The sequence below is a fragment of the Nocardia sp. Root136 genome (assembly GCF_001427185.1).
Classification (GTDB): Bacteria; Actinomycetota; Actinomycetes; order Mycobacteriales; family Mycobacteriaceae; genus Nocardia; species Nocardia salmonicida.
Genome location: NZ_LMFE01000008.1, coordinates 273,914 through 296,782, shown reverse-complemented (window position 1 = coordinate 296,782; position 22,869 = coordinate 273,914). Strand labels below are relative to the sequence as shown.

24 protein-coding genes are annotated in these 22,869 nt (G+C 67.7%); 16 read left to right on the top strand and 8 right to left on the bottom strand.

Annotation, left to right across the window (positions count from 1 at the left end; translation table 11 throughout):
• Positions 1-8 precede the first annotated feature (8 nt).
• On the bottom strand, positions 9-986 hold the full coding sequence (locus tag ASD42_RS22515) for an aldo/keto reductase (RefSeq protein ID WP_056819960.1): 978 nt from the start codon (positions 984-986) through the stop codon (positions 9-11).
• A gap of 228 nt (positions 987-1,214) precedes the next feature.
• Between ASD42_RS22515 and ASD42_RS22510 the strand changes: the two genes are divergently transcribed.
• From ASD42_RS22510 to ASD42_RS22485, 6 genes are all read left to right on the top strand, one after another.
• Complete coding sequence (locus tag ASD42_RS22510) at positions 1,215-2,156, top strand: undecaprenyl-diphosphate phosphatase (RefSeq protein ID WP_174555333.1); 942 nt, start codon at positions 1,215-1,217, stop codon at positions 2,154-2,156.
• Positions 2,157-2,257: 101 nt separating this feature from the next.
• A complete protein-coding gene (locus ASD42_RS22505) occupies positions 2,258-2,974 on the top strand; it encodes a histidine phosphatase family protein (protein WP_056819959.1) in 717 nt (238 codons plus the stop codon).
• 49 nt (positions 2,975-3,023) lie between these two features.
• Positions 3,024-3,611, top strand: a complete 588-nt coding sequence (locus ASD42_RS22500; protein ID WP_056820470.1) for a DUF3090 domain-containing protein — start codon at positions 3,024-3,026, stop codon at positions 3,609-3,611.
• Between the two features lie 7 nt (positions 3,612-3,618).
• Positions 3,619-4,416 carry an SCO1664 family protein gene (locus ASD42_RS22495; protein WP_056819956.1) on the top strand — a complete coding sequence of 266 codons (798 nt, stop codon included), beginning with the start codon at positions 3,619-3,621 and terminating at the stop codon, positions 4,414-4,416.
• Between the two features lie 52 nt (positions 4,417-4,468).
• Positions 4,469-5,020 carry a dihydrofolate reductase family protein gene (locus ASD42_RS22490; RefSeq protein WP_056819955.1) on the top strand — a complete coding sequence of 184 codons (552 nt, stop codon included), beginning with the start codon at positions 4,469-4,471 and terminating at the stop codon, positions 5,018-5,020.
• 114 nt (positions 5,021-5,134) lie between these two features.
• The gene (locus tag ASD42_RS22485) at positions 5,135-5,392 is read left to right on the top strand and encodes a hypothetical protein (protein WP_056819953.1); all 258 of its coding nucleotides are present in this window, start codon (positions 5,135-5,137) and stop codon (positions 5,390-5,392) included.
• 49 nt (positions 5,393-5,441) lie between these two features.
• On the opposite strand, the gene ASD42_RS22480 is transcribed toward ASD42_RS22485, so the two are convergent.
• Both ASD42_RS22480 and ASD42_RS22475 read right to left on the bottom strand, forming a co-directional pair.
• Positions 5,442-6,284 (bottom strand): alpha/beta fold hydrolase, encoded by an 843-nt coding sequence (locus ASD42_RS22480; RefSeq protein WP_056819950.1) that lies wholly within the window; start codon positions 6,282-6,284, stop codon positions 5,442-5,444.
• The gene (locus ASD42_RS22475; protein ID WP_056819947.1) at positions 6,281-6,703 is read right to left on the bottom strand and encodes a helix-turn-helix domain-containing protein; all 423 of its coding nucleotides are present in this window, start codon (positions 6,701-6,703) and stop codon (positions 6,281-6,283) included. The genes ASD42_RS22480 and ASD42_RS22475 overlap by 4 nt, the downstream gene beginning before the upstream one ends.
• Before the next feature lie 295 nt (positions 6,704-6,998).
• Between ASD42_RS22475 and mshC the strand changes: the two genes are divergently transcribed.
• The 5 genes from mshC to ASD42_RS22450 all read left to right on the top strand — a co-directional run bounded on the left by mshC (position 6,999) and on the right by ASD42_RS22450 (position 14,024).
• Positions 6,999-8,237, top strand: a complete 1,239-nt coding sequence (gene mshC / locus ASD42_RS22470; protein ID WP_056819943.1) for a cysteine--1-D-myo-inosityl 2-amino-2-deoxy-alpha-D-glucopyranoside ligase — start codon at positions 6,999-7,001, stop codon at positions 8,235-8,237.
• A gap of 127 nt (positions 8,238-8,364) precedes the next feature.
• Complete coding sequence (locus ASD42_RS22465; protein ID WP_056819940.1) at positions 8,365-10,710, top strand: heavy metal translocating P-type ATPase; 2,346 nt, start codon at positions 8,365-8,367, stop codon at positions 10,708-10,710.
• A gap of 100 nt (positions 10,711-10,810) precedes the next feature.
• Positions 10,811-11,596: a universal stress protein gene (locus tag ASD42_RS22460; protein WP_056819937.1), complete on the top strand. Its 786-nt coding sequence runs from the start codon at positions 10,811-10,813 to the stop codon at positions 11,594-11,596.
• Between the two features lie 173 nt (positions 11,597-11,769).
• Positions 11,770-13,188: a hypothetical protein gene (locus tag ASD42_RS22455; RefSeq protein WP_056819932.1), complete on the top strand. Its 1,419-nt coding sequence runs from the start codon at positions 11,770-11,772 to the stop codon at positions 13,186-13,188.
• A gap of 2 nt (positions 13,189-13,190) precedes the next feature.
• Positions 13,191-14,024, top strand: coding sequence for an Abi-alpha family protein (locus ASD42_RS22450; protein ID WP_056819929.1), 834 nt, complete (start codon positions 13,191-13,193; stop codon positions 14,022-14,024).
• Here the strand turns inward: ASD42_RS22450 and ASD42_RS22445 are convergent, their stop codons facing one another.
• A complete protein-coding gene (locus ASD42_RS22445) occupies positions 14,025-14,681 on the bottom strand; it encodes an enoyl-CoA hydratase-related protein (protein ID WP_056819928.1) in 657 nt (218 codons plus the stop codon).
• Between the two features lie 12 nt (positions 14,682-14,693).
• The gene (locus tag ASD42_RS22440; RefSeq protein WP_056820467.1) at positions 14,694-15,302 is read right to left on the bottom strand and encodes a TetR family transcriptional regulator; all 609 of its coding nucleotides are present in this window, start codon (positions 15,300-15,302) and stop codon (positions 14,694-14,696) included.
• A gap of 213 nt (positions 15,303-15,515) precedes the next feature.
• On the opposite strand from ASD42_RS22440, the gene ASD42_RS22435 reads away from it, so the two are divergent.
• The gene (locus tag ASD42_RS22435; RefSeq protein WP_056819923.1) at positions 15,516-16,061 is read left to right on the top strand and encodes a TetR/AcrR family transcriptional regulator; all 546 of its coding nucleotides are present in this window, start codon (positions 15,516-15,518) and stop codon (positions 16,059-16,061) included.
• 13 nt (positions 16,062-16,074) lie between these two features.
• Here ASD42_RS22435 and ASD42_RS22430 read toward each other — a convergent pair whose 3' ends face one another.
• Both ASD42_RS22430 and ASD42_RS22425 read right to left on the bottom strand, forming a co-directional pair.
• Positions 16,075-17,934 (bottom strand): Na+/H+ antiporter, encoded by a 1,860-nt coding sequence (locus ASD42_RS22430; protein ID WP_056819919.1) that lies wholly within the window; start codon positions 17,932-17,934, stop codon positions 16,075-16,077.
• A gap of 46 nt (positions 17,935-17,980) precedes the next feature.
• The gene (locus ASD42_RS22425) at positions 17,981-18,730 is read right to left on the bottom strand and encodes a histidine phosphatase family protein (RefSeq protein WP_056819915.1); all 750 of its coding nucleotides are present in this window, start codon (positions 18,728-18,730) and stop codon (positions 17,981-17,983) included.
• A gap of 182 nt (positions 18,731-18,912) precedes the next feature.
• On the opposite strand from ASD42_RS22425, the gene ASD42_RS22420 reads away from it, so the two are divergent.
• Complete coding sequence (locus ASD42_RS22420) at positions 18,913-19,644, top strand: DsbA family oxidoreductase (RefSeq protein ID WP_056820464.1); 732 nt, start codon at positions 18,913-18,915, stop codon at positions 19,642-19,644.
• Positions 19,645-19,662: 18 nt separating this feature from the next.
• Here ASD42_RS22420 and ASD42_RS22415 read toward each other — a convergent pair whose 3' ends face one another.
• Positions 19,663-20,688, bottom strand: a complete 1,026-nt coding sequence (locus tag ASD42_RS22415) for a glucose 1-dehydrogenase (protein WP_235569777.1) — start codon at positions 20,686-20,688, stop codon at positions 19,663-19,665.
• A gap of 248 nt (positions 20,689-20,936) precedes the next feature.
• Here ASD42_RS22415 and ASD42_RS22410 point away from each other — a divergent pair, with 248 nt between their 5' ends.
• The 3 genes from ASD42_RS22410 to ASD42_RS22400 are packed head-to-tail and all read left to right on the top strand — an operon-like array spanning position 20,937 to position 22,866.
• Positions 20,937-21,725 carry a DUF1460 domain-containing protein gene (locus ASD42_RS22410; protein ID WP_056819908.1) on the top strand — a complete coding sequence of 263 codons (789 nt, stop codon included), beginning with the start codon at positions 20,937-20,939 and terminating at the stop codon, positions 21,723-21,725.
• 20 nt (positions 21,726-21,745) lie between these two features.
• Positions 21,746-22,303, top strand: a complete 558-nt coding sequence (locus tag ASD42_RS22405) for an isochorismatase family protein (RefSeq protein WP_056819905.1) — start codon at positions 21,746-21,748, stop codon at positions 22,301-22,303.
• Positions 22,304-22,320: 17 nt separating this feature from the next.
• Complete coding sequence (locus ASD42_RS22400) at positions 22,321-22,866, top strand: class I SAM-dependent methyltransferase (RefSeq protein WP_056819902.1); 546 nt, start codon at positions 22,321-22,323, stop codon at positions 22,864-22,866.
• Positions 22,867-22,869 lie beyond the last annotated feature (3 nt).

The following is a 22,869-nucleotide window of genomic DNA, read 5'->3' as shown; positions in this document are numbered from 1 at the left end:
GCTAGCCATCATTCGGAACGGGCGCTCACATCGTCCAATGCCGCCGCGATCGCGCGCGGCAACTCCAGGGTTTCGGCGGCCAGCACTCCGGTGAGCTGACCGATATCGCGGGCACCCACGATCATGCTCGTGATGCCGGGCCGATCACGGATCCAGGCCAGCGCCACCGCCAACGGCGACGTGCCGAGCCCGTCGGCGGCGGTGACCAGCGCGTCGACCACTCTGGTCGCGCGATCGTCGTCGAGCCTGCGCCGGATCTCGGCCGCGGTCGCCTCGTCGGCGCCCCGCGAATCCGCGGGAACACCGTCGCGATACTTGCCGGTCAGGATCCCACCGGCCAACGGCGCCGACGCGATGACGCCCACCCCGTGATGGCGAGCGGCGGGAATCACATCGTTCTCGGTACCACGCGCGAGCAGCGAGTACGGTGTCTGCGCGGCCGTGATCGGCGCGATCGCGGCCAGACTGGCCAACTGCCACGCCGCGAACCCGCGCACACCCGCGTACCGGGTACGGCCGGTCCGCACCGCGGTGTCGAGAGTGGCCGCGACCTCGTCGAGCGGCGTGTACGGATCCCAGGCGGCGATGCTCCAGATGTCGAGATGGTCGGTGCCCAGTTCGAGCAGGGTGCGGTCGAGTTGTTTGAGCAGGGTGCGCCGCGACGAGTCGACCACCGGGCCCACCGCCGCGGGCGCGGGCACCGAGTCGCCGACCCCGGCGCCGGGTGCGTGCATCACCACCCCCGCGCTGCCACTGAGGACCAATTCGTCACGCGAGACCAAGTCGCCGAGCAGATCCGCCAGGATCCGCTGCGCCGCCCCCTCGCCGTAGACGGGCGAGATGTCGACGAGCGTGCCACCGGCCTCGGTGAACGCCGCCAACTGCACCGATGCCTCGTCGGCATCGGTATGTGTCCCCCAGGTATGGGTCGCCAACCCGATTCGCGACACCCGAAGTCCGCTGCGTCCCACCGTTCGCTGTTCCATCACCGCGCCCGCGCATTCGTCACGGCGACAGCCTAATGTGCGCGCCTCCGCAACCTCACTCGGCGACCCGTGCCGCGGCGCGGCAGAACCCGATCTCGGCGACCGGCGGGCGACGACCGAGGGCGTCGACAGGTAGGGTCGCTGCGAGATCGTGGCCGTTACGGCCGGATATGTAGCAAAAGCCCAGGAGGACGCGGTCTTTCGGGCGCGAGTCAGCAGGAGGACGTGGTGGGCGAGGCGATGACCTGGTTCCAGGCATTGGTACTCGGATTAGTGCAGGGACTCACCGAGTTCCTGCCGATCTCGTCCTCGGCGCACCTGCGCATCGTGTCGGGCGTGTTCTTCGGCGACGACGCGGGCGCGTCGTTCACCGCGGTCACCCAGCTCGGCACCGAGGCAGCGGTGCTGGTGTATTTCGCCAAAGACATCCAGCGCATCGTCGTCGCCTGGTTCACCACGCTCGGGATGCGTTGGCGCGAACGGTCCCAACGCGAGGTCGCGGTGGGAGACCGGGTCACCACGAAGCTGCCGGTGATGGACCGCAGTGCCCGCGACGCCCACGAACGCGACACCCAGCGCGAACTCGACTACCGCATCGGCTGGTACGTGATCATCGCCACCATCCCGATCGGGGTGTTGGGCTTCCTGTTCAAGGACGAGATCCGCACAGGGGCGCGCAACCTGTGGTTGGTGTCGTTCATGCTGGTCGCGTTCGCGCTCGTGATCGCCGCGGGTGAGCATTTCGGCAGCAAGGCTCGGCCGCTGAGCCAACTCACGACCAAAGACGGCATCGTGATGGGCCTGGCGCAGTGTCTGGCGTTGGTCCCCGGCGTCTCCCGCTCCGGCGCCACCTCGACCGCGGGTCTGTTCCTCGGCCTCGAGCGTGAAGCGGCCGTGCGGTTCTCGTTCCTGCTGGCCATCCCCGCGGTGACCGCATCGGGCCTGTTCAGCCTGCCCGACGCGTTCGAACCGGCCGGTGAGGGCCTCAATGCCAGTGGGCCGCAGTTGCTGGTTGCCACCGTCGTAGCGTTCATCGTCGGCTATGCCTCGGTGGCGTGGCTGTTGAAGTTCGTCGGCAAGCATTCGTTCTACTGGTTCGTCGGCTACCGGATCATCCTCGGCGTCACGATGCTGGGCCTGCTGGCCACCGGCGTCGTCTCCGCGACCTGATCCAGACATCGACCCATGGTTAGGCGTACCTCCGCATTCGCTCCGGCCATGCGCGAAATGACCGACGACCGCTTCGCGACTGCGCCCATTAGGCTGGTCCCATGACGGTGATCCTGCTCCGGCACGGAGTGTCGACCTCCAACACCGCGCGCACCCTCGCGGGGCGCGCACCCGGCGTCGAACTCACCGAGCGCGGCACCGAACAGGCCGCCGCGGTGGCCGACCGGCTCGCGATGCTGCCGATCGAACACATCGCCAGCTCACCGCTGTTGCGCTGTCAGCGCACCGTGGCGCCGCTGGCCGAGAAACTCGGTCTCGAACCCGAGCACGACGAACGACTCATCGAGGTCGACTACGGCGACTGGACCGGACGCCCGATCGCCGAACTTCTCAACGAACCGCTGTGGCGGGTCGTGCAGGGTCACGCCTCGGGCGCGGTGTTCCCCGGTGGGGAAGGCCTGGCCCAGGTCCAGCAGCGTGCGGTCGCCGGAGTCCGCGATATCGAACGCACGCTGGCCGAGAAGGCGGGCCGGGATGTGCTGTGGGTGGCGTGCGCGCACGGCGACGTCATCAAATCGATCCTGGCCGACGCATTGGGCCTGCATCTGGACAGCTTTCAGCGGATCGCGGTGGAACCGGCCTCGATCAGCGTCGTCCGCTACGGCACGCACGGGCCGTCGGTGTGGAAGTTCAACGACACCGGCGCCGATCTTTCCGCGCTGGCCGCGGCCGCACCGACGACACCGACACCCGGTGGAGAGGTGCCGACGGCCGCGAACGCGGATAATGGGAATGCGGGGCACCGCGATTCTCCTTAGAGGAGTGTGTTCGTGAGTGTCGATCAGGGTCACGTATCAGGAGGTGCATGTGTCACGCGCAATCCATGTATTTCGCACCCCCGATCGTTTCGTCGCCGGGACCGTCGGTGAACCGGGCGATCGTTCGTTCTACCTGCAGGCCGTGCAGGAGCCGTTGGTGGTGAGTGTGCTGCTCGAGAAGCAGCAGGTGAAGGTGCTCGCCGACCGGATGGGTCTGCTGCTCGACGAGGTAGCGCGCCGCTTCGGCGCCGAGGTGCCGCCCGAAGGTGAGGACGTGCGCGATGTCGCGCCGCTGGTCACCCCCATCGACACCGAATTCCGGGTCGGCACCATGGGTCTGGGCTGGGATTCCGACGCCAACGCCGTGGTGGTCGAGTTGCTCGCGATCACCGAGACCGAGGTCGACGAATCGGTGGTGCTCGACGACACCGACGAAGGACCCGACGCGGTGCGCGTGTTCCTGACCCCCATCCAAGCGCGGGAGTTCGCGTTGCGGTCGGCGCGGGTGATCGCGGCCGGGCGCCCACCGTGCCCGCTGTGCGGGGAACCACTGTCCTCGCGCGGGCACATGTGTGTGCGCACCAACGGGTACAAGCGCGGCGAGATCTTCGGCGCCGCCGAACTCGAAGAGGAGTGATCCCGGCGTGCCGGTACTCACCGAAGGGGATCTCGACATCGTCGGCCGGATCGGCGTGGCCAGCAATCTCACGCTGGTCTGTGAGATCGCCGCACCCGAACCCGACGGTGCCCCGCTGCGGGTGGTGTACAAGCCGGTACGCGGTGAACGACCGCTGTGGGACTTCCCCGACGGCACCCTGGCCGGGCGCGAAGTGGCGTCGTATCTGATCTCCGAGCACCTCGGCTGGGGTGTGATCCCCGAAACGGTGCTGCGCGAGGGGCCTTTGGGGCCGGGCATGGTGCAACGCTGGGTCACCTCGGTCGACAACCGCACCGACGCCCGTCAGCGCCTGGACCTGGTCGACCTGTGTACGCCCGGAACCGTGCCCGAGGGATTCTGTGAGGTACTGCGCGCCCTCGACGAGCAGGGCAACGAGGTCTCGCTCATCCACGCCGACGATCCGCGTCTGCAACGGATGGCGGTGCTGGATCTGTTGCTCAACAACGCCGATCGCAAAGGCGGGCACGCGCTGGAAGGTATCGACGGTCAGGTCTACGGCGTCGACCACGGCATCTGCCTGCACACCGAACCGAAGCTGCGCACCGTGCTGTGGGGTTGGGCGGGGCGCCCGGTGCACGAGTCGCTGATCACCGATATCTCCACCTTCGCCGCGAATCTGCCCGGCGCCGTCGCTGATTCGCTGGCCGTCCACATCACCGACGCCGAGATCACCGCGCTCACCGAACGCGCGAAAGCCCTGCTCGAACACCCGGTGATGCCGGTGCCCAACTCCTCGCGACCGATTCCCTGGCCCGCTTTCTGACAGCACGTCAGCCCACCGATGAGTTTCGAGCGCGGAGGAGGTCTACACGGTCATGAGGAAACTGATCTACGGATTCGGCGTATCCCTGGACGGCTACGTCAACGACCGCGAGGGCCGCATCGACTGGACCGATCCGGACGAGGAGCTGCACCAGTTCCACAACGACAGGTTCGGCGGGCTCGAAGTCGCGTTGAACGGTCGTCGGCTGTATGAGCTGATGGCCGAGTACTGGCCGCACGTGCCCGAGGACGCACCGCCCATCCAGCGCGAATTCGGCGAGTTCTGGACGAACAAGCCCAAGGTCGTCTTCTCCCGGACACTGACCGAGGTCGAGTGGAACAGCACCCTGGTCAGTGCGAACGCGGTCGAGGAGGTCCGCAGGCTCAAGGCAGGCGGTGACGGCGTCATGGAGGTCGGCGGCGCGAGCCTGGCGGCCTCGCTGATGCCACACGGTCTCATCGACGAGTATCAGGTGTTCGTCTCGCCCGTGGTGCTCGGCGGCGGCACACCGATGTTCCCGTTGCTGGACAAGCGCATCAGGCTCCGCCTGGTCGAGACCAGGCGCTTCGAGACCGCGGTGCTGCTGCGCTACCTCGTCGACTGAGCCGGCGCCACCACCGAGGTCTTTTCGGGGATGCCGGGGCTCTGTTGCCTGGTCAGCCCCGGTGCTAGTGTGCTCCAAGCACTTTCGTTGTCCCCGTGAGATCTGAGGAAACCTATGTCGACCCGTTCTATTGTCACCGCCTCCGCTGCCGCGTTGCTGCTCACCGGTGCTGCCGCTGCTGTTGCCGCGCCCGCGCAGGCGTTCCCCGCCGGGTGGTGGTCTGAGAAGACCTACGTGTGTTCCTCCACCAACCAGGTCGGCGCGCCGCTGCCCGACGTTACGGTGAAGGCGGGCAACGAGGTCGGTGCGGCGTACTACGCGACGCAGCAGCTCGGCCCGGACGCGGCGCAGATGCAGTGCCGCGAACTCTGATGTGATCTGTTCGGTGTCGCCGCACGTCGGGGAGCGGTGGCACCGAAGCTCATCCTGCGTGGGTCAGCACGAATTCGCCCACCGCCGCAGTCTGATTCAGCAGTGCGTGTCCGACCCCGGGCAGCACACGCACCTCGCCTCGCGTGAAGGCGCCGCGGGCACGTTCGGCGGTACGCGCCGAATCGAACAGGGCATCGCGTTCGCCGACGATTACCAGGACCGGGATGTCCACCTTGCGTAGTTGTTCGTCGCGGAAAATAGGCACATTGACTGGGCGCGGCACGAAATGGGCGAATGTCAGCTCGATGTCGTCGATGATCGGGTCCGCTTCCGGACCGGCGAGACCCAGACCGGCGCGGGCCATGTCGCGCGCGCTGTGCCTGCCGATCATCCGCAGGCCGATCGCCTTCACCAGCCAGCCGTACCGATGTTTGCCCAGTCCACCGGGGCACAGCAGCACCAGCGTGGTGACCCGACCCGGCCTGCGCAGCACGAAATCGAGTGCGGTCCACCCGCCCAGTGACATACCCACCAGCGCCACGGTGTCGAGGCCGAGTGCGTCGATCACCTCGTCGAGCCAGCTCGCGGTCGCGTCGCTGTCCAGTGACAGCCGGGTAGGGACGCTGAATCCTGGTTCGCCGGGCAGATCCACCGCGTACACGCGGAAACTTCTCGACCAGTCGGCGATGTCGGCGCGCCAGGTGCTCGCATTGGCTCCTGAGCCGTGCAGCACCAGCAGCGGCGGGGCGTCGACGGGTCCGGAGACCACGACGAACGTTTCTCCGACCTCGGTGTCGATCCGCCGTTCCTCGCGCGGGACCGGCCAGGCGTCGAGGTGCTCGCGGTAGCGCCGGTGGATGAGCTCTCGGCCTTCGTCGGATTTGTAGATCATGAGGTGAGGATTCCGTCCAGGTAGTCGAGGAGGCGGGAACTGTCGGCGAGGCTGCCGAGCAGAATCACTGTGAGGCGATTGCGGGCCGGGTCGTAGCTGGTTTCCACGCGCATGCGCTGACCGCCCGCACCTCGGGTTCCGGCGGTCGCGGTGAGCAGTGTGGTGATCCGGTCGACGGTGGCGCGGTCGATGTCGTCGATATCGACGATGCAGGAGGACTCGGCATGGCGACGCGGCGCTGTCTGCGGCGTGGTGATCGGCAGCCCGGTGAACGCCTCGAGGTCCTCGTGGGTGATGCGGTACTGCTTGCCGATGCGGGCGGCGGGCAGTTTGCCGTCGCGCACATAGCTGCGCACGGTGCGGACATGCAGTCCGAGAAGTTCGGCAACCTGCTCGACCGAATAGAGACGATCCGTCATAAAATGACCGTAAACGAACGTGCAGATAAGTATCAATAGGGAAGTTCAGGTAGTTGCGGACTGTGACAATGATCGCGATGGCAACCGTTCACCCAGGTCGGAACGCACAATGGGCACGACACGCCCGATTCGACCCGTTACCCCTGTGACCAGGGGATCTGCCTGAGCGCAAACCTTGACGCGGGCGCCGCAACACGTTTGTGTGCAGGTAGCGGGCCGTGCCGCGACACCGCGAGCAACCCCATGGGCCGGGCCGCGAGCCGAGCACATCCGCGGGGGCTCTACCCTCGAAGACATGCAGTCCTGGTCCGATATCTCCCTGCCGACCGTCCCCGGAACAGGGCCGCCGTTGCGTTTGTACGACACCGCCGATCGTCAGATCCGCCCGGTCACCCCCGGCGAGACCGCGAAGATGTACGTCTGCGGCATCACCCCCTATGACGCCACCCACCTGGGTCACGCGGCGACCTATCTGACGTTCGACCTGGTCAACCGGATCTTGCGCGACGCGGGCCACGACGTGCACTACGTGCAGAACGTCACCGACGTCGACGACCCGCTGTTCGAACGCGCCGACCGCGACGGCATCGACTGGCGCGACCTCGGCAGCCGCGAGATCGACCTGTTCCGTGAGGACATGACCGCCCTGCAGGTACTGCCGCCGCGGCACTACATCGGCGCCATCGAATCGGTCGAGGAGGTGGTGGAGCTGGTGCAGAAGCTGCTCGCCGCCGGCGCCGCCTACATCGTCGACGACGCCGAGTACCCCGACATCTACTTCCGCACCGACGCCACCGAACAGTTCGGCTACGAATCCGGGTACGACCGCGCGACGATGGAGACGCTGTTCGCCGAACGCGGCGGCGACCCCGACCGGGCAGGCAAGCGCGACACCATCGACGCCCTGCTGTGGCGGGCCGAACGCCCCGGCGAGCCGTCGTGGCAGGCGCCCTTCGGGGCTGGCCGCCCCGGCTGGCACATCGAGTGTGCGGCGATCGCGCTCAACCGCCTCGGCGCCGAGTTCGACATCCAGGGCGGCGGCTCGGACCTGATGTACCCCCACCATGAATACTCCGCCGCACACGCCGAGGCGATCACCGGCGCCCGCCGCTTCGCCCGCCATTACGTGCACGCCGGGCTGATCGGCCTCGACGGCGAGAAGATGTCGAAGTCCAAAGGCAACCTCGTGCTCGTGTCGAAGCTGCGCCGCTCCGGGGTCGACCCCGCCGCGATCCGCCTCGGCCTGCTCGCCGGGCACTACCGCTCCGACCGCATGTGGACCGACGAGGTCCTCACCGCCGCCCAGCGCCGCTTGGACCGCTGGCGTGAAGCGGTGTCGCTGACCGCGGGCCCTTCGGCCACCGACACCATCGCCCGGTTGCGTCAGCACCTGGCCGACGACCTCGACACCCCGAAAGCCCTCGACACGATCGACAACTGGGCCGAACAGGCCATCGCCTACGGCGGCACCGACACCGAAGCCCCCACCCTGGTCCGCACCGCCGTCGACGCACTGCTGGGTATCAGCCTCTGACACCGTCGCAGCTCACCGCGGCACCGCTCGAGCTGCGTCGACTTGTGATCAGCCGCCGGTAGAGTCGCCTGGAAGTGAGGCGCGGGGCGCTGTCGCGTCGTGCGGACGACCGGCGACAGGAGCGGCGATGCCCCAGGATCAACCGGCCTCCGTTACGACCGTCCTGCACGTGGGCGGGCAACTGCGCGCCAGCTCCCACGGGGTACTCACCAACGGGTTGCGCCACCGTCCCGGCGTACTCGCCGTCGACCCGAACCCCGTCGCCCAAACCGCGACCGTCACCTACGATCCCACGCGAACATCCGTCGCCGATCTGCGCACCTGGGTCCGCGACTGTGGCTACCACTGCGCGGGACGCTCCGTGCCGAGCCACGTCTGCGACCCGACGAGCGAGCCGACCACGCCGCACCATGTCGAGTCCTCGGGCCACCCGGCACCGGCGGGCGACCAGCCGCAGGCGACACACACGCACGGCGGGCACGCGTCGATGTCGATGGACGACATGGCCCGCGACATGCGCAATCGGTTCCTCGTCGCGCTCGTGTTCTCCGCCCTGGTGATGCTCTGGTCGCCGATGGCCACGCACATGCTCGGCCTGCATCTGCCCACTCCGTTCGGGCTGCGCGCCGATATCTGGATGTTGGTCCTGAGCCTGCCGGTGATCTTCTACTCCTCGACCATCTTCTTCACCGGGGCACGGGCGGCGTTGCGGGCCCACACGCTGGACATGATGGTGCTGGTCTCGGTGGGCATCGGCACGGGATGGCTCTATTCGCTGGCTGTGACGTTCACCGGTGGCGGTGAGGTGTTCTACGAGGCCTCCACGATGTTGGCGACGTTCGTGCTGCTGGGGCACTGGTTCGAGATGCGCGCCCGCAGCGGTGCGGGAGACGCGGTGACGAGCCTGCTCGACCTGTCGCCACCGAAAGCTGTGGTGCTGCACGACGGTAAGGAAACCGAGGTGCCGACCGCCGAGGTAGGAGTCGGTGACGTGCTGCTGGTGCGGCCCGGCTCGAAGATCGCCGTCGACGGCACCGTGCTGGAGGGCTCCAGCGAAGTCGACGAGTCGATGGTGACCGGCGAGAGCATGCCGGTACACAAGGAACCGGGCTCCCCGGTGATCGGCGCGACCATCAACAGCACCGGCAGCCTGCGGGTGAAGGCCACCAAGGTCGGTTCCGACACCGCCCTGGCCCAGATCGTCGAACTGGTGCAGCAGGCACAGAATTCGAAGGCCCCGGGCCAGCGACTGGCCGACCGGGCGGCCTTCTGGCTGACGCTGGTCGCGCTGCTGGGCAGCCTGACCACGCTGGTGGTGTGGTTGCTCGTCGGCGCGTCGTTGAGCGAGGCGCTGCTGTTCGCGATCACCGTTGTGGTGGTGACCTGCCCGGACGCGTTGGGATTGGCGACGCCGACGGCGATCATGGTCGGCACCGGGCTGGGCGCCGCACGCGGTGTGCTGTTCAAGAACGCGACAGCACTCGAGGACGCCGCGCGCATCGACGTGGTGGTGATGGACAAGACCGGCACCCTCACCAAGGGCAGACCCGAGGTCACCGACGTGATCACCGCGCACGGCGTGGCTACCGACAGGGTGCTGGCACTGGCCGCGGCGGTGGAACTCGACTCCGAGCACCCCCTCGCCCGAGCCGTCGTCGACTACGCGAAAGCCCATGGCGTACAGATTCCTTCGGCCACCGACTTCCTGAACGTGGCAGGGCGCGGCGCGAAGGCCACCGTCGACGGGCAGCAGGTGATCGTCGGCAACCGCGGCCTGCTCGATGCCGACCACATCGCACTGGGCGAATTGGCGAAACATCGTGACGAGCTGGCGACCTCGGGCCATACGGCCGTCCTGGTCGCCGTCGACGGGCGCGCGCAAGCGGTGATCGCGCTGGCCGACGCCCCACGCCCGACCGCCGCCGACGCCGTGCGGGCGCTCCACGAGCTCGGCGTCGGCGTGATCATGCTGACCGGCGACAACAAGGGCACCGCCGAACGGATCGCCCACGATCTCGGCATCGACACCGTGATCGCCGATGTCCTGCCCCGAGACAAGGCCGACCGGATCGCCGATCTGCAACGCAGCGGCCAGAAAGTCGCGATGGTCGGCGACGGCGTCAACGACGCGCCCGCCCTCGCCCGCGCCGACCTCGGTATCGCCATCGGCGCGGGCACCGACGTGGCCATCCAGACCGCCGACGTCGTGCTCATGCGCTCGGACCCGTACGCGGTGTCGACGACCCTGCGCATCGGCCGTGGCACCGTCCACAAGGAACACCAGAACCTGGGGTGGGCAGTCGGTTACAACGGCCTCGCCTTGCCGATCGCGGCCGGTGTCTTCGCTCCGTGGGGTCTGACCATGCGCCCGGAGATCGCGGCGATGGCCATGTCGGGGTCCAGCCTGATCGTGGCCCTCAACGCCTTGCATCTCAAACGCCTGTCACTGCCGTCGGCGCCGGCGAACCGGTAGCACCGAGCGGCGTGCCCATCGGTGCCGGTTGCCCGCAGTGTGCTGCGCTTATACTGTGGGCCACAGCGCAGCTGACCTGCCGTCGATCGGAGAGCGTCACATGGGGTGCTACCAGCACATCATCGTGGGAACCAACGGCTCGGAGTCCGCGCAGACGGCGGTAGCGGTGGCGGGGGAGTTCGCGGTGCGCCTTGGTATTCCGGTGACCGCGGTGAGCGTGTGGAAGGACGCGGGGCGCAAATCGGGCACCGATGCCGAATGGGCCGAAGACAACACGCGTACGGCCGCCGAAGCGCTCCTCGAAGCCGGTGTGGACGAGGTCGTCGGCATCGAACTCGACGGCGCGGCAGGCGCGTTACTGCTCGAGATCGCCGAACGCGAACCCGAGACCTTGCTCGTGATCGGTGGGGGCAGCCTGGGTAGTTCCAAGGCGCGTCTGCTCGGCTCGACAGCCAATCACGTGTCCCACCACAGTCAGACCGATGTGGTGTTCACGAGCAAGGTTCCCAAACGCTGGACCACCGTCGGCCTCACCACCGACGGATCGGCGAGTTCGCTGACCGCGGTCCGTCGCGGCTACGACCTGGCACTGGCCCTGGCCGCGCGCCCGTTCCTGGTGACCTCCGCCAAAGTCGACCAGGACGGTGTCGACACCCTGATCGACGTGGAAGCTCAACTGGCGGTCGAGGACCCGGAACTGTTCGGGCGTGACGTCCTCACCGGGGTCCCCGCGGCAGAGGCGATCTGCAACTCGGCCTGGAAATACGACCTCGTCGTGATCGGCAACCGCGGAATGAGCGGGCCCGCACGCCTTTTGGGCTCGGTCGCCAACAAGGTCACCCACGACATCGACACCAACCTGCTGCTGGTCAACACCACGCACTGATTCTTCGGCCCACGAATCAGGTCGCGTCGAGTTCGCGAGAACGCCGAATCCGGTCCCGATTCGATGTTTGCTCCGGTTTAGCGGGTAACGGCTGAACTTGCCCGAAACGCGGAGTTCGGTCGCTTATGATGTCCGTACGCGCGATGTTCGCCACACAACGGAGTGGACGCCGGATGAATGCTGAGATCGAGGCGGCGGGGTTCTTCGGCCTGCTGGACTGGGAGAAGACGACCGGTCTGAGCAAGTTCTGGGTCGACATGATCACCATTCCGATCTTCAGCGCCATGGCCGGTCTGATCACCAACTGGACCGGGGTGATCATGCTGTTCGCGCCGGTGCGCTTCACCGGCTTCTACGTGCCGGGCTTGAAAACGATCTTTCCGCTGCTGCCGCGCAAAGTGCAGATCCTGCCGACCTTCGCCCCCGGCGGCATCCTCGGCTTCCAGGGTTTCATTCCGGCGCGCTCGGAGAAGATGGCGAGCCTGATGGTCGACAACGCGGTCGCCAAGATCGGCACCGCCAAGGACTTCTTCGACCAGATGGATCCGCGCAAGATCTCCGAGCAGGTCGCGCTGGTGGCGCTGCCGAACGTGCGCTCGATGGTCGACTCGATCATGGACGCCGAGCACCCGCGACTGTGGGCCGACATGCCGCCGCGCGCACGCGAAGCCATCTACACCCGGGTGGAGGCCGAACTGCCCGCGATCACCGATCGCGCGTTCGACTTCATCGGCGAGAACATCGACCAGCTCCTCGATGTGAAGCTGATGGTCGTGGGCTATCTGCGCCGTCGGCCCGAACTGCTCAAGGACGTGATCTACGGGCTCGGCGCCCCGGAATTGCGCTTCATGATCCGCAGCGGGGTGCTGGGGTTCCCGTTCGGGGTCATCGTGGCGCTGTGGTTGTCGTTGCTGCACTACAGCTCACCCCACGGCGACAGCCCCGCGGTGATCTCGCTCCCCGGCTGGCTCTACGACATCCTGCACTTCCTGCCCGCGTGGGCATGGGTGCTCGCCGGTGGCGCGATGGTGGGTGTGCTGGTCAATATCATCGCGATCAAGGTGGTGTTCGAACCCTCCGTGCCGCAGCCGCGCTACCGGTATCCGTGGCGGGTCGCGAAATTCGCGAAACGGCAGTACCAGGCCGCGGCGGATCTGGGGCACGCGATCGGGTATCAGATCGTCACCCTCGACGTCGTCGCCGAGCAACTGCTCGACGGGCCCAGCGGTGACAAGACCCGCGCGGTGATCGCCCATTTCCTCGAGGCCGAGATCGATCGGATCCTCGGCCCGTTGCGCTCGGTGACCCGACTCGCGATCGGGCCACGCCACTTCGACGCCATCCAGGCCACCGCAGGCGCGAACCTGGCCACCGAGATGAAGCCGTGGCTGGTCGAGGACATCGAGTTCTCCCAGTCCACCGCGGCCAGCGTCGACCGGCTCGCCACCGAGAAGCTGCGCGAACTGCCGCCGGAGGAGTTCGTCGAAATGCTCTACACCGCCATCGAACAGGACGCCTGGCTGCTGTATCTGCACGGTGGCGTGCTCGGTGCCTGCATCGGTGCCCTCCACCTGCTGATCTTCGGAGTATGAACATGAGCATCGAGCCCACCCCCGATCGCGAACCCGGCATCCCCACCGATCTGCTCGGCTTGGCGCGGATCGCGGGACAGTCGTTGCGCCACATCGTCGGCGCGGTGACCAAGGGTGCGGTGCACACCGCCACCGATCTCGTCGACGACCTCCGCTCGGGCGAACCGATATCGCAGATCTTCGACGAACGCGTTGATCTGTTCCGTCGCGCCGCGTTGAGCGCGCTCGGTCTGTCCAGCACCGCCACCGGCGTCTACGGCCCGGTCGAAACCGAGGTCGACGCCGACGATCTCAAGGCGATGGGCGACGCGATGATCACCGAGGGCTGGGATTGCGCGCAGCAACCGCGCGACCTGCACCCGTCGTTCGTGCCGATCCTGCACGACCTGACACCCGACGAAGCCCGGATCCTGCGGTTCCTCGCCGTCGCCGGACCGCAGCCCGCGATCGACATCCGCACCAAGGCGCCGTTCGGGATCGGCTCGCAACGGCTGGCCGACGGCATCAACATGATCGCGGCGATGGCCGGGTGCGCGCTGCCCGACCGTGACCACCACTACCTGGGCAACCTCAGTCGTCTCGGGCTGATCCGCTTCTCCACCGAACCGGTGGCCGATTTCCGTCGCTACGCGTTCCTCGAAGCCCAACCGCCGGCACAGGCGGCGTACAAGTCGGTGAAGATGCGGGCGATCAGCTCCTACCGCAGCATCTACCTGACGGTGTTCGGAAAGCAGTTCTGCCACGCGTGTTTCGTGCTCGGTGACTACACCGGGGGCGGCTGGGCAAGCGATGACCGTGGCGACATCTACCTGGGCAAGGGCCCCCGGCTGCCGTGATCAGTCCCGCCCGCGCAGCGCGTCGAGGACATCGGCGAACATCACCGATTTGATCGCGGTCATCGTGGTCTGATCCTTGCCACCCAGCGGTGCGACCAAAGCCAGTGCGGCATCGAGGACTTCGCCTTCAGCGGCGGTGGCGTCGACCAGATCCAGCGCCAGTGCGTCGGCGCCACCGAAGCGCCGCGCCGTGGTCATGCTGGCGACGGCGGTCTTGGGGGGCACCTTCGCCTGGATGAGCGCGGCCATGCCGTTGGTGAACGGAATGCGGATGTCGGCCTCGGGGAAGCAGAAGTAGCCGCGGTCGGCGCGCATCACCCGGTAGTCGTGGGCCATGGCCACCATCGCACCCGCGCCGAAGGCGTGTCCGCCGATCGCGGCGACCGTCGGCATCGGCAAGGTGAGCACCCGGGCGAACAGAGTATGCACCGCTGCGACGTATTCGGCGGCCCGGTCGCCGTTGGCCGTGAGCCAGTCCAGGTCGAGGCCGTTGGAGTAGATCTTGCCGGTCGCGGTGGTCACCAGCGCGTGCGCGCCCTCGGCCACGACGGTGTCGAGGTGGCTCTGCGCTTCGATGAGGAAGTCGGGGGAGAAGCGGTTCTCGCCGTCGCCGAGGTCGAGCACGGCGATCGAATCATGGTGGCGCAGTGTGGGCACGGGGTTTCCTTTTCAGTGGGGACCGAGGTCGAGGACGGCCCGCACGGCAGCACGCAGCTGTGCGCGGGCCAGGGGATCGGTGAGCCGGTCGCGGCGCAGCAGCAGCGCGGTGGGCAGATCTACCAGGCAGGTGGTGACGGTGGCGACGCCGCGCCGGTCGGCGCGACCCCACAGGGCACGCGCGAGCCGGTTGAGCGCGGCGACGAGTGCCTTCTCGGTGTCGGCGATCTCCTGTGCCAGAGCGGGCGGGATGTCACCGGCGAGCAGTTCGGCACGATCGACGAGCAGCAGCAGGCGCGCGGAGTCGGGGTGGTGCTCGGCCAACCGCGCCGGGGCCTGCGCGGCGTCGAGGACCGCATCGATACGGGTCTCGGGGTCGGGTGCGGCGACGGCGCGGTCGATGTCGGCCGACTGCAGGGCGAGGAATCGGTGCGCGGCGCGTAACCAGGTGCGCGCCAGCACAACCTGGCGAGACTGAAATGTGTGATAGAGCGCGCCATTGGATACTCCGGTAGCGGCGGCGACTGCGCGCACCGTGACAGCGGCGGGTCCGGAACGGGCCGCGAGCTTTTCGGCGGCGTCCAGAACCGTCTGCGGGTCGTGAGTGCGCGGTCTCGGCATGAACAATAGTTTACAGAGCGTGCGCTCCGCTATTCCATTCGGATGCACTTTCAGGCCGCTGTGCACGTATTTCGTTCCACCACTTGGCATTTCGTCGTCAAATCGGCCGGTTGTGACACAGCGTAGACAACCTTACGTACGCGCGAGGGCTCGATACGATGGGGTACTGTTCGGATTCTTCGGCCCTGCCCGCACGAACAGAACGGCATCGCGATGTCCCGAGTGGTCACCAAGGAGCAGTACTTCGACACCGCGGTGGCGGTGCTCGCCGAGTTCGGTTTCAAAGGTCTCAACATCGGGGTGCTCTGCCGTCGCCTCGGTGTTACCAGTGGCTCGTTCTATCACCACTTCGGCTCCTGGCAGGGCTTTGTCGACACCCTGCTCGAACACTGGGAGAACCGTCAGATGGTCGAGCTACGCGCGCTCGATGTCGGCCACGGTGATGCCGACGCCGACGTGCGCGCCATGTCGGTGCTCGCCAGCGGACTCGAACACGGCGCCGAGGCCGCGTTGCGCGCCTGGGCGGCCAACGACGAATCGGTACACGTGACCGTCAAGCGCGTCGACGAGTCACGTCGGCGCACCGTGCACCGCGTGATCGACGGCGTCGTCGACGACACGGCCACCGCCACCGTCGTCACCGAATTCGGCATGGCCATGATCATCGGCTACCAACAGCTCGCCGCCGCGGGCGAACCCACCGAACTCGACCACCTGCTCGCCGAGTACGCCCGCCTGATCTACTCCCACCGCGGCTGACCGAGCAGCCGGGTCATCCGAGCAGCTGGTCCACGTAGCACCAGCGCCACGCTTCGCCCGGCTCCACACTGCGCATCACCGGATGCGTCGAGGTGCGGAAGTGGGCGTCGGCATGGTTGCCGATCGAGCTCTCGCAGCAGCCGATGTTCCCGCAGTCGGTGCACATTCGCAGATGCACCCAGCGCAGACCCTCATCGAGGCACGTCTGGCACACCAGCTCACCAGCAGGTGGCTCCAGCACGAGCGGAGCCTCGTCGAGATGCGCGCACCCCAGCGCACCGGCTGCGGTCGACAGCGTTTCGACCCCGCGCGCTTCGTCCCGTTCGTCGAAGCGGTCGATCATCGACTCCTCGAGATCGAGCCGGGCCAGCACGTGTTGCAGCACTTCGTAATCCACGGCTCCCGCATCGCGAACCTTCAGCACCGCGTCGCGTTCGGCAGCCAGCATCGCCAGCCGTAGCCGCCGGTATTCCGCGGTCGGTGTCACCAGTTCCGCCTCGGGGCGGCCCAACCGTTCCCACGCGGCGTTGGAACGCCAGACCAGTCGCTGGCGCAGCGACTCGATCACCGGCTCGGGGGTGTTCGGGCCGATCCGGCGATCGAGTTCGGCCAGGCCCGCGGTCGAAGCCTGTTGGAGCAGAGCAGCTTTGGCGAGCGCGTCCTCTTCGCGGCTCGGCCCGCGCAGCCGCAGCCACCGCACCAGCCACGGCAACGAACTGCCCTGAACGAGCAGCGTGCCACCCACCACTACCAACGCGAGCAATTCCAAGACAGGCAACTGCGGTGTCGATTCGGGCAGCAACAACACCGCCGCCAAGGTCACCACCCCGCGCATCCCCGCCCACGACACCACCGCCGCGTGACTCAACGGCTCGCTCGCGCGCCCGAACAGCCTGGCCACCAACACCGGCGTGAACACCCACACCGGGCGAGCCAGCATCACCGCGGCCAGCACACCCACCGCCGCCACGACGAGAGTGCCGTGATCCAACCCGCTGTGCCAGGCACCTTCGACGATCCAGCGCACCTGCAATCCGATGATCAAGAACACCGCGCTCTCCAGAATGAACTGGATGGTGCGCCAATTGGTGGTCTCGGCGACGCGCGAGGCCGCCCCCTGCCATCGTTGCGCGCCGTGTCCGAGGATCATCCCGCACGTCACCACCGCGATCACGCCGGAAGCGTGAAAATGCTCGGCAGGCAGATACGCCACGAACGGGGCCAGCAGCGAGACCGAGGTATCCAGCACGGGATCGGTGATCCGCCTGCGCAACATCGCCAGCGCCGCCGCCACCACGGCCCCGATGACACCGCCACCGACAGCGGCGAGCAGGAAATCGCCGCCCACCTGCCACACCGTCACCGCACCGGCCATCGCCGCGATGGCCGAACGCAATGCCACCAGCGCGGTCGCGTCGTTGAACAGCGACTCGTCCTCGAGCACCGTCACGATGCTGCGCGGCATCCCGGTGCGCCGTGCCACCGCGGTCGCGGCCACCGCGTCCGGGGGAGCGACCACCGCACCCAACGCGACCGCCGCCGCGAACGGCACCGGCAGCAACCACCACACCACCAACGCCACCGCGAACGTGCTGAACAGCACCAGCCCCACCGACAGCGACGCGATGGTGCGCAGGTTGTCCTTGAAATCGACCAGCGACGTGCGCAGCGCGGCGGTGTAGAGCAACGGCGGCAACAAACCGAGCAGCACCACCTCCGGCTCGAGATGCACCTGCGGCACCATCGGCAGATACGACGCGGCCACGCCGGCCAATGTCAGCACCAGCGGTTCCGACACCCCGAATCGCCGCGCCAGCGCCGCCAGCGCGGTCGCCGAGCCGATGAGGACAACCAGACCGATTGCGACATCCACTCGCGCATTCTGTCATCCACGAACCGGTCAGTCCGTTGGCGCCGCCTCAACCAGCCTGTTCGTCCCAGGAGCCCTGTCGTGTCTGCTCGTCGGTCGTGAGGTGCTCGACCGCGCCCCACACCCGCAATGCCAGGCGCGAGCCCTCGCGCCGCCACTGTGACACCGACGCGTTGGGCACCGGCTCGAGCGAATCCGGCACCGGCGCGCCGAGTCCGTCGAGGATGTAGCGCAACGACACCACAACCGCATCGTGGGTCACCACCAATACCTGCTCGCCCGCGGCCACCACATCCAGCTCGTCGAGGAAACTGCGCACCCGCAACGCCACATCGGCCAGCGATTCCCCGCCCGGCGGGCGATACACCCAGTTGCCGACCAGTTCACGGCGCGCACCCTCCTCGGGTGCGCGTCGCCGGATCGCCCGGTACGGATGCAGTTCGAACACCCCCATCTCCCGATCACGCAACCGTTCGTCGACCAGAGTGCGGATCGGGCGTAGTTGCCGGTTGCGGGTGGCGGCCGCCTCGGCCATCACCGCCCAGGTGACTCGGGTGCGCAGGTAGGGGGAGCAGACCACCAGCGTGGGCCGCTGCACACCGGACAACCCCGCCAGCCAGTCGCCGAGACGCTGCGCCTGCCACTGCCCGTGCGCGGTCAATTCCACCGCCGAGTCGGTCCCGCGCATCGGCCGCTGTCCGGTCGCCGGGTCGGCGAACCACACATTGGCCTCGCTCTGTGCGTGGCGCACCGCCCACAACCCGCCCAGCGCGCGCGGCACCACCAGTCCTTCGGGCATCTGCACCCACCCCCTCCGCTGTTCGAACCCCATCGATGTCCTTCGTGCTCGTCCCGTCGTGCCCGGACGCGCCAGGGAATAGCGGCTTCATCGCCGGCGTTACACACCCCGAATTCGAACGCCTGTCCAGTACCGTCCGGCGGACCACCGCCGCACCCCGTGATGCGCCGCAGGAGGCCCGCTTGTCCACCAGAGTAGAGATCTGGACCGACATCAATTGCCCGTTCTGCTACCTGGGCAAAGCGCGCTTCGAACAAGCCCTGGCCGACTTCGCGCACCGTGACGACGTCGAAGTCGTGCACCGGTCCTTCGAACTCGATCCGACGCTTCCCGCCGGTTCCACGCGCCCGGTCATCCCGGCGATCGCCGAGAAATACGGCATCACCGTCGAGCAGGCCGCCGCCAACGAACGCGGCATCGGCGCTCAGGCCGCGGCGATGGGTCTGCCCTACCAGACCGCAGGCCGCGACTCCGGCAACAGCTTCGATATGCACCGGCTCCTGCACTACGCTCTCGACCAGGGCAAACAGGAAGCCATGCTCGACGCGCTCTACGCGGGCAACTTCGCCGAGACCGAACCCGTCTTCGGCGACACCGAACGTCTCGTGGCGTTGGCCGTGCGCGCGGGCCTGGACGAGACCTCGGTGCGTGCGGTGCTCGCGGACCCCGACGCCTACGCCGACGCGGTCCGCGCCGACGAAGCAGAAGCCGCCGCGCTCGGCGCCACCGGTGTCCCGTTCTTCGTCTTCGACGGCAAATACGCGGTCTCCGGCGCCCAACCCGCCGAAACGTTCACCCGGGCGCTGAACACCGCCTGGAACGATCGACCCGCCCCTCAGCTCATCGCCGACGGCGAGACCTGTGGTCCCGACGGCTGCGCGGTCCCCGCCACCGAGTCCGCGGCGAGCAACTGACCGCCGCGGTGTCCGGAGTCAGGCCAGGTCGATGACGACCTTGATATCGGACCCACCCGGATCGAACGCCTCGATCGCCCGATCCAGCGGCAGTCGCCGGGTGATCAACCGTTCCAGCCACGACTCGTCGGCTTCGGCCAGCGCCTGCGCGCCCTGTTCGTAGTGGTGGCGGTTCGCGTTCACCGAACCGAACACCAGCGCGTTGTCGAGCACGATATTGCGGTTCAACCCGCCCACATCGACATCGGTGTCGACACCGGGCGTCGACACTCCGGTCAAACAGACGATCACGCCCGGGTTGTCGATCTCCATCGCCTGCAAGGCCACCGAGGGCGCACCGGTCGCCTCGATCACCACATCGGGGCGGATCGCCTCCGCGACCGCCGCCGCGGTCGCCGTGTGGAAGGTGCCGCCCAACGCCTCGACCAGCTCTTGTTTCGTCCCGCCACTGGTGCGATCGAGGACGTGCACGTCCAGGCCGCGCTGTCGGCCGAGTAACGCCGCCAGTAACCCGATCGGCCCGGCGCCGGTGACCAGGACCGTGCGCGGATCGAACCAGGCGCGGTGGTTGATCTTCTCGATTTGATCCCACGCTTTGGCGACCACCGTCGTCGGCTCCAACAGCACCCCGACCTTCTCCAGCGCCGGATCCAGCCGCACCGCGAAGTCCTCGCGCACCACCCAGGCCGTCGACCCGTAGCCGTCGATCTCCTTGATCCCGCGCTCGACGTACATTCCGTTGCGGCACATGTCCCACTCCCCGCGCGCGCATGCCCCGCACGGCACCGGATCCGGCCTGCGCACGATCCCGACCACGAGGTCGCCGGGGGCGAACGCGCTGCCCTCGGGCGCGGTCTTCACCCGGCCCAGCGATTCATGCCCCAGGACCATCCGTGGCTTGCCCGGTGGCAGCCAGCCGTAGTTGCCCTGCGCGATATCGCGGTCGGTGCCGCAGATGCCCAGCGAGATCCCGTCGACGAGCAGTTCGCCGGGACCGACGACCGGATCGGGGACATCCTCCACACGCAGCGATTGCTTCTGCATGGGAATCACTGTCAACGCACGCATTTCGGCATCCCTTCCGCCCGGACGGGCCAACGGTCGACGTTCGCACGAACCACATCCACGACACCCGGGGGGAGCAACCCCATCGCGAACTCGCCGCGAACACGGACTACCTGCGACAACGGTACGCGAACACCAGGGGAACGCCGAGACATCAATCGTGTCGGTCGACTCCGCTACGGTGGACAGCGCTCGCACCGATCGACCCGTGGCCAGTTGGAGGCTTCTTGCGCATCATCGTCCGGATCCTGCTCGTGCTCGCCGCACTCGTGTGCGCGCTCGCACCGGCCTCGGCCGCTCCGTCGGTCGATGAGGCCACCACACGCAAGATCGACGAACTGCTCAGCGTGCGCGCCGAATCGGGCGATCTCAGCCGTGGTGAACTCATCGAACGGCTCTCCGCACGCCTGCTCGGCACCCCCTACGGGGCCAACATGCTGATCGGCTCGGCCACCGAACCCGAACAGCTCGTCGTCGATCTGCGCCGGGTGGACTGCTTCACCTACCTCGACTACATCGACGCCGCTTCCCGCTCCACCGACCGCGACCAGTTCCTCACCAACCTGATCGCCACCCGCTATATCGACGGCCGGGTCGAATTCGCCCAGCGCAAGCACTTCTTCACCGACTGGGCCACCCGGGAGCGCCTGGCGGCCACCGACATCACCGCGAGTCTGAGCCCCGCCGCCGTCACCACCACCAAACACCTCAACGCCAAAGCCGACGGCAGCACCTACCTGCCCGGCGTCCCCGTAATCGACCGCGCCGTCACCCACATCCCCTCGGGCGCTGTCGACGGGGCAGTGTCGGGCGCGCTGCGCACGGGCGACTACCTCGGTGCCTACACCCCCGAGGTCGGCCTCGATGTCACCCATGTCGGCTTCGTCGTTCAAACCCCCACCGGTCCCGTCTTCCGCAACGCCTCCTCCCTCGCCGCGAACAACCAGGTCGTCGACACACCGCTGATCGACTACCTTCGGACCGTCCCCGGCATCGTCGTCCTGCGCCCGCTCTGACCGACTCCAAGGATTTCGCCATGACCACGCTTCCCGACCGTCCGAACACCGCATTGCTCATCGTCGACGTCCAGAACGGTGTCGTCGACGAAGCGCCCCGTCGCGACGAGGTCGTCGCGAACATCACCGCCCTTGTCAAGCGTGCCCGCGACGCCGATATCTCGATCATCTGGATCCAGCACTCCTCCGAGGACCTCGTCGAAGAGAGCGATCCCTGGCGCTACGTCCCCGAACTCACCCGCGCCGACACCGAACCGCTGGTTCACAAGCGCTACGGCGACTCGTTCGAAGACACCGAGCTCGAGGGGCTGCTCGCCGCTGTGGGTGCCGGTCACCTGATCGTCACCGGCGCCGAATCCGACGCCTGCATCCGCTCGACCATCCACGGCGCCTTCGTGCGCGGCTACGACGTCACCCTCGTCGGCGACGCGCACACCACCGGCGACAAAACCCGGTGGGGCGCACCGAAACCCGAAGACGTCATCGCTCACACGAACCTGTACTGGCAGTTCCAGCGAGCGCCCGGTCGCGCCGCGGCGGTCCGCCCGACCGAAGAGCTTGACTTCAGGTCGACCTGAGCAAGCACGGTGGTCTCATGACCACCTTCGGATACGAACAGAGCCTCGGCTACGACCGGCGCGCGACCCGACTGCTCACCGGCCTGTATCGCCGGATCGCCACCGACATCGATACCAGCACCACCACCTCGGCCACCGTCGTCGATCTCGGTACGGGTCCGGGAAAGCTGTTGTCGCACCTGACAACTCGTCGGCCCGACCTACACTTGCACGGAATAGACCTGTCCCCGCACATGATCGAGATCGCCCGCCGGACCCTCGCCGGGCACCCGGTCGAGCTGGCGGTGGCCGACGTCGCCGAGCTGCCTCACCCCGACGCCAGCATCGACTTCGCCGTGTCGAGCCTGAGCATGCACGAATGGCCCGACCTGCCGGGCGCGGTCACCGAACTGCGTCGAGTGCTGCGACCCGGCGGCGGCGCCGGGATCTATGACTTCCGCTTCTCGCGAACCCGGCAGATCCGGCACGCACTCGGCGCGGTCTTCGGCGCGGTCGACACCGAAACAGTGCGCCTGCCATGGCATCCTGTCGCCCTGATCACCTGCTACCGCGTCACCGCATAGGCT

What these genes read in the sequence shown, in the direction of transcription:
- ASD42_RS22515 (WP_056819960.1), bottom strand. Translation starts at nt 986, where the DNA reads ATGGAACAGCGAACGGTGGGACGCAGCGGACTTCGGGTGTCGCGAATC.
- ASD42_RS22505 (WP_056819959.1), top strand. Translation starts at nt 2,258, where the DNA reads ATGACGGTGATCCTGCTCCGGCACGGAGTGTCGACCTCCAACACCGCG.
- ASD42_RS22490 (WP_056819955.1), top strand. Translation starts at nt 4,469, where the DNA reads ATGAGGAAACTGATCTACGGATTCGGCGTATCCCTGGACGGCTACGTC.
- ASD42_RS22485 (WP_056819953.1), top strand. Translation starts at nt 5,135, where the DNA reads ATGTCGACCCGTTCTATTGTCACCGCCTCCGCTGCCGCGTTGCTGCTC.
- ASD42_RS22480 (WP_056819950.1), bottom strand. Translation starts at nt 6,284, where the DNA reads ATGATCTACAAATCCGACGAAGGCCGAGAGCTCATCCACCGGCGCTAC.
- ASD42_RS22475 (WP_056819947.1), bottom strand. Translation starts at nt 6,703, where the DNA reads ATGACGGATCGTCTCTATTCGGTCGAGCAGGTTGCCGAACTTCTCGGA.
- mshC (WP_056819943.1), top strand. Translation starts at nt 6,999, where the DNA reads ATGCAGTCCTGGTCCGATATCTCCCTGCCGACCGTCCCCGGAACAGGG.
- ASD42_RS22465 (WP_056819940.1), top strand. Translation starts at nt 8,365, where the DNA reads ATGCCCCAGGATCAACCGGCCTCCGTTACGACCGTCCTGCACGTGGGC.
- ASD42_RS22460 (WP_056819937.1), top strand. Translation starts at nt 10,811, where the DNA reads ATGGGGTGCTACCAGCACATCATCGTGGGAACCAACGGCTCGGAGTCC.
- ASD42_RS22455 (WP_056819932.1), top strand. Translation starts at nt 11,770, where the DNA reads ATGAATGCTGAGATCGAGGCGGCGGGGTTCTTCGGCCTGCTGGACTGG.
- ASD42_RS22450 (WP_056819929.1), top strand. Translation starts at nt 13,191, where the DNA reads ATGAGCATCGAGCCCACCCCCGATCGCGAACCCGGCATCCCCACCGAT.
- ASD42_RS22440 (WP_056820467.1), bottom strand. Translation starts at nt 15,302, where the DNA reads ATGCCGAGACCGCGCACTCACGACCCGCAGACGGTTCTGGACGCCGCC.
- ASD42_RS22435 (WP_056819923.1), top strand. Translation starts at nt 15,516, where the DNA reads ATGTCCCGAGTGGTCACCAAGGAGCAGTACTTCGACACCGCGGTGGCG.
- ASD42_RS22425 (WP_056819915.1), bottom strand. Translation starts at nt 18,730, where the DNA reads ATGCCCGAAGGACTGGTGGTGCCGCGCGCGCTGGGCGGGTTGTGGGCG.
- ASD42_RS22415 (WP_235569777.1), bottom strand. Translation starts at nt 20,688, where the DNA reads ATGCAGAAGCAATCGCTGCGTGTGGAGGATGTCCCCGATCCGGTCGTC.
- ASD42_RS22405 (WP_056819905.1), top strand. Translation starts at nt 21,746, where the DNA reads ATGACCACGCTTCCCGACCGTCCGAACACCGCATTGCTCATCGTCGAC.
- ASD42_RS22400 (WP_056819902.1), top strand. Translation starts at nt 22,321, where the DNA reads ATGACCACCTTCGGATACGAACAGAGCCTCGGCTACGACCGGCGCGCG.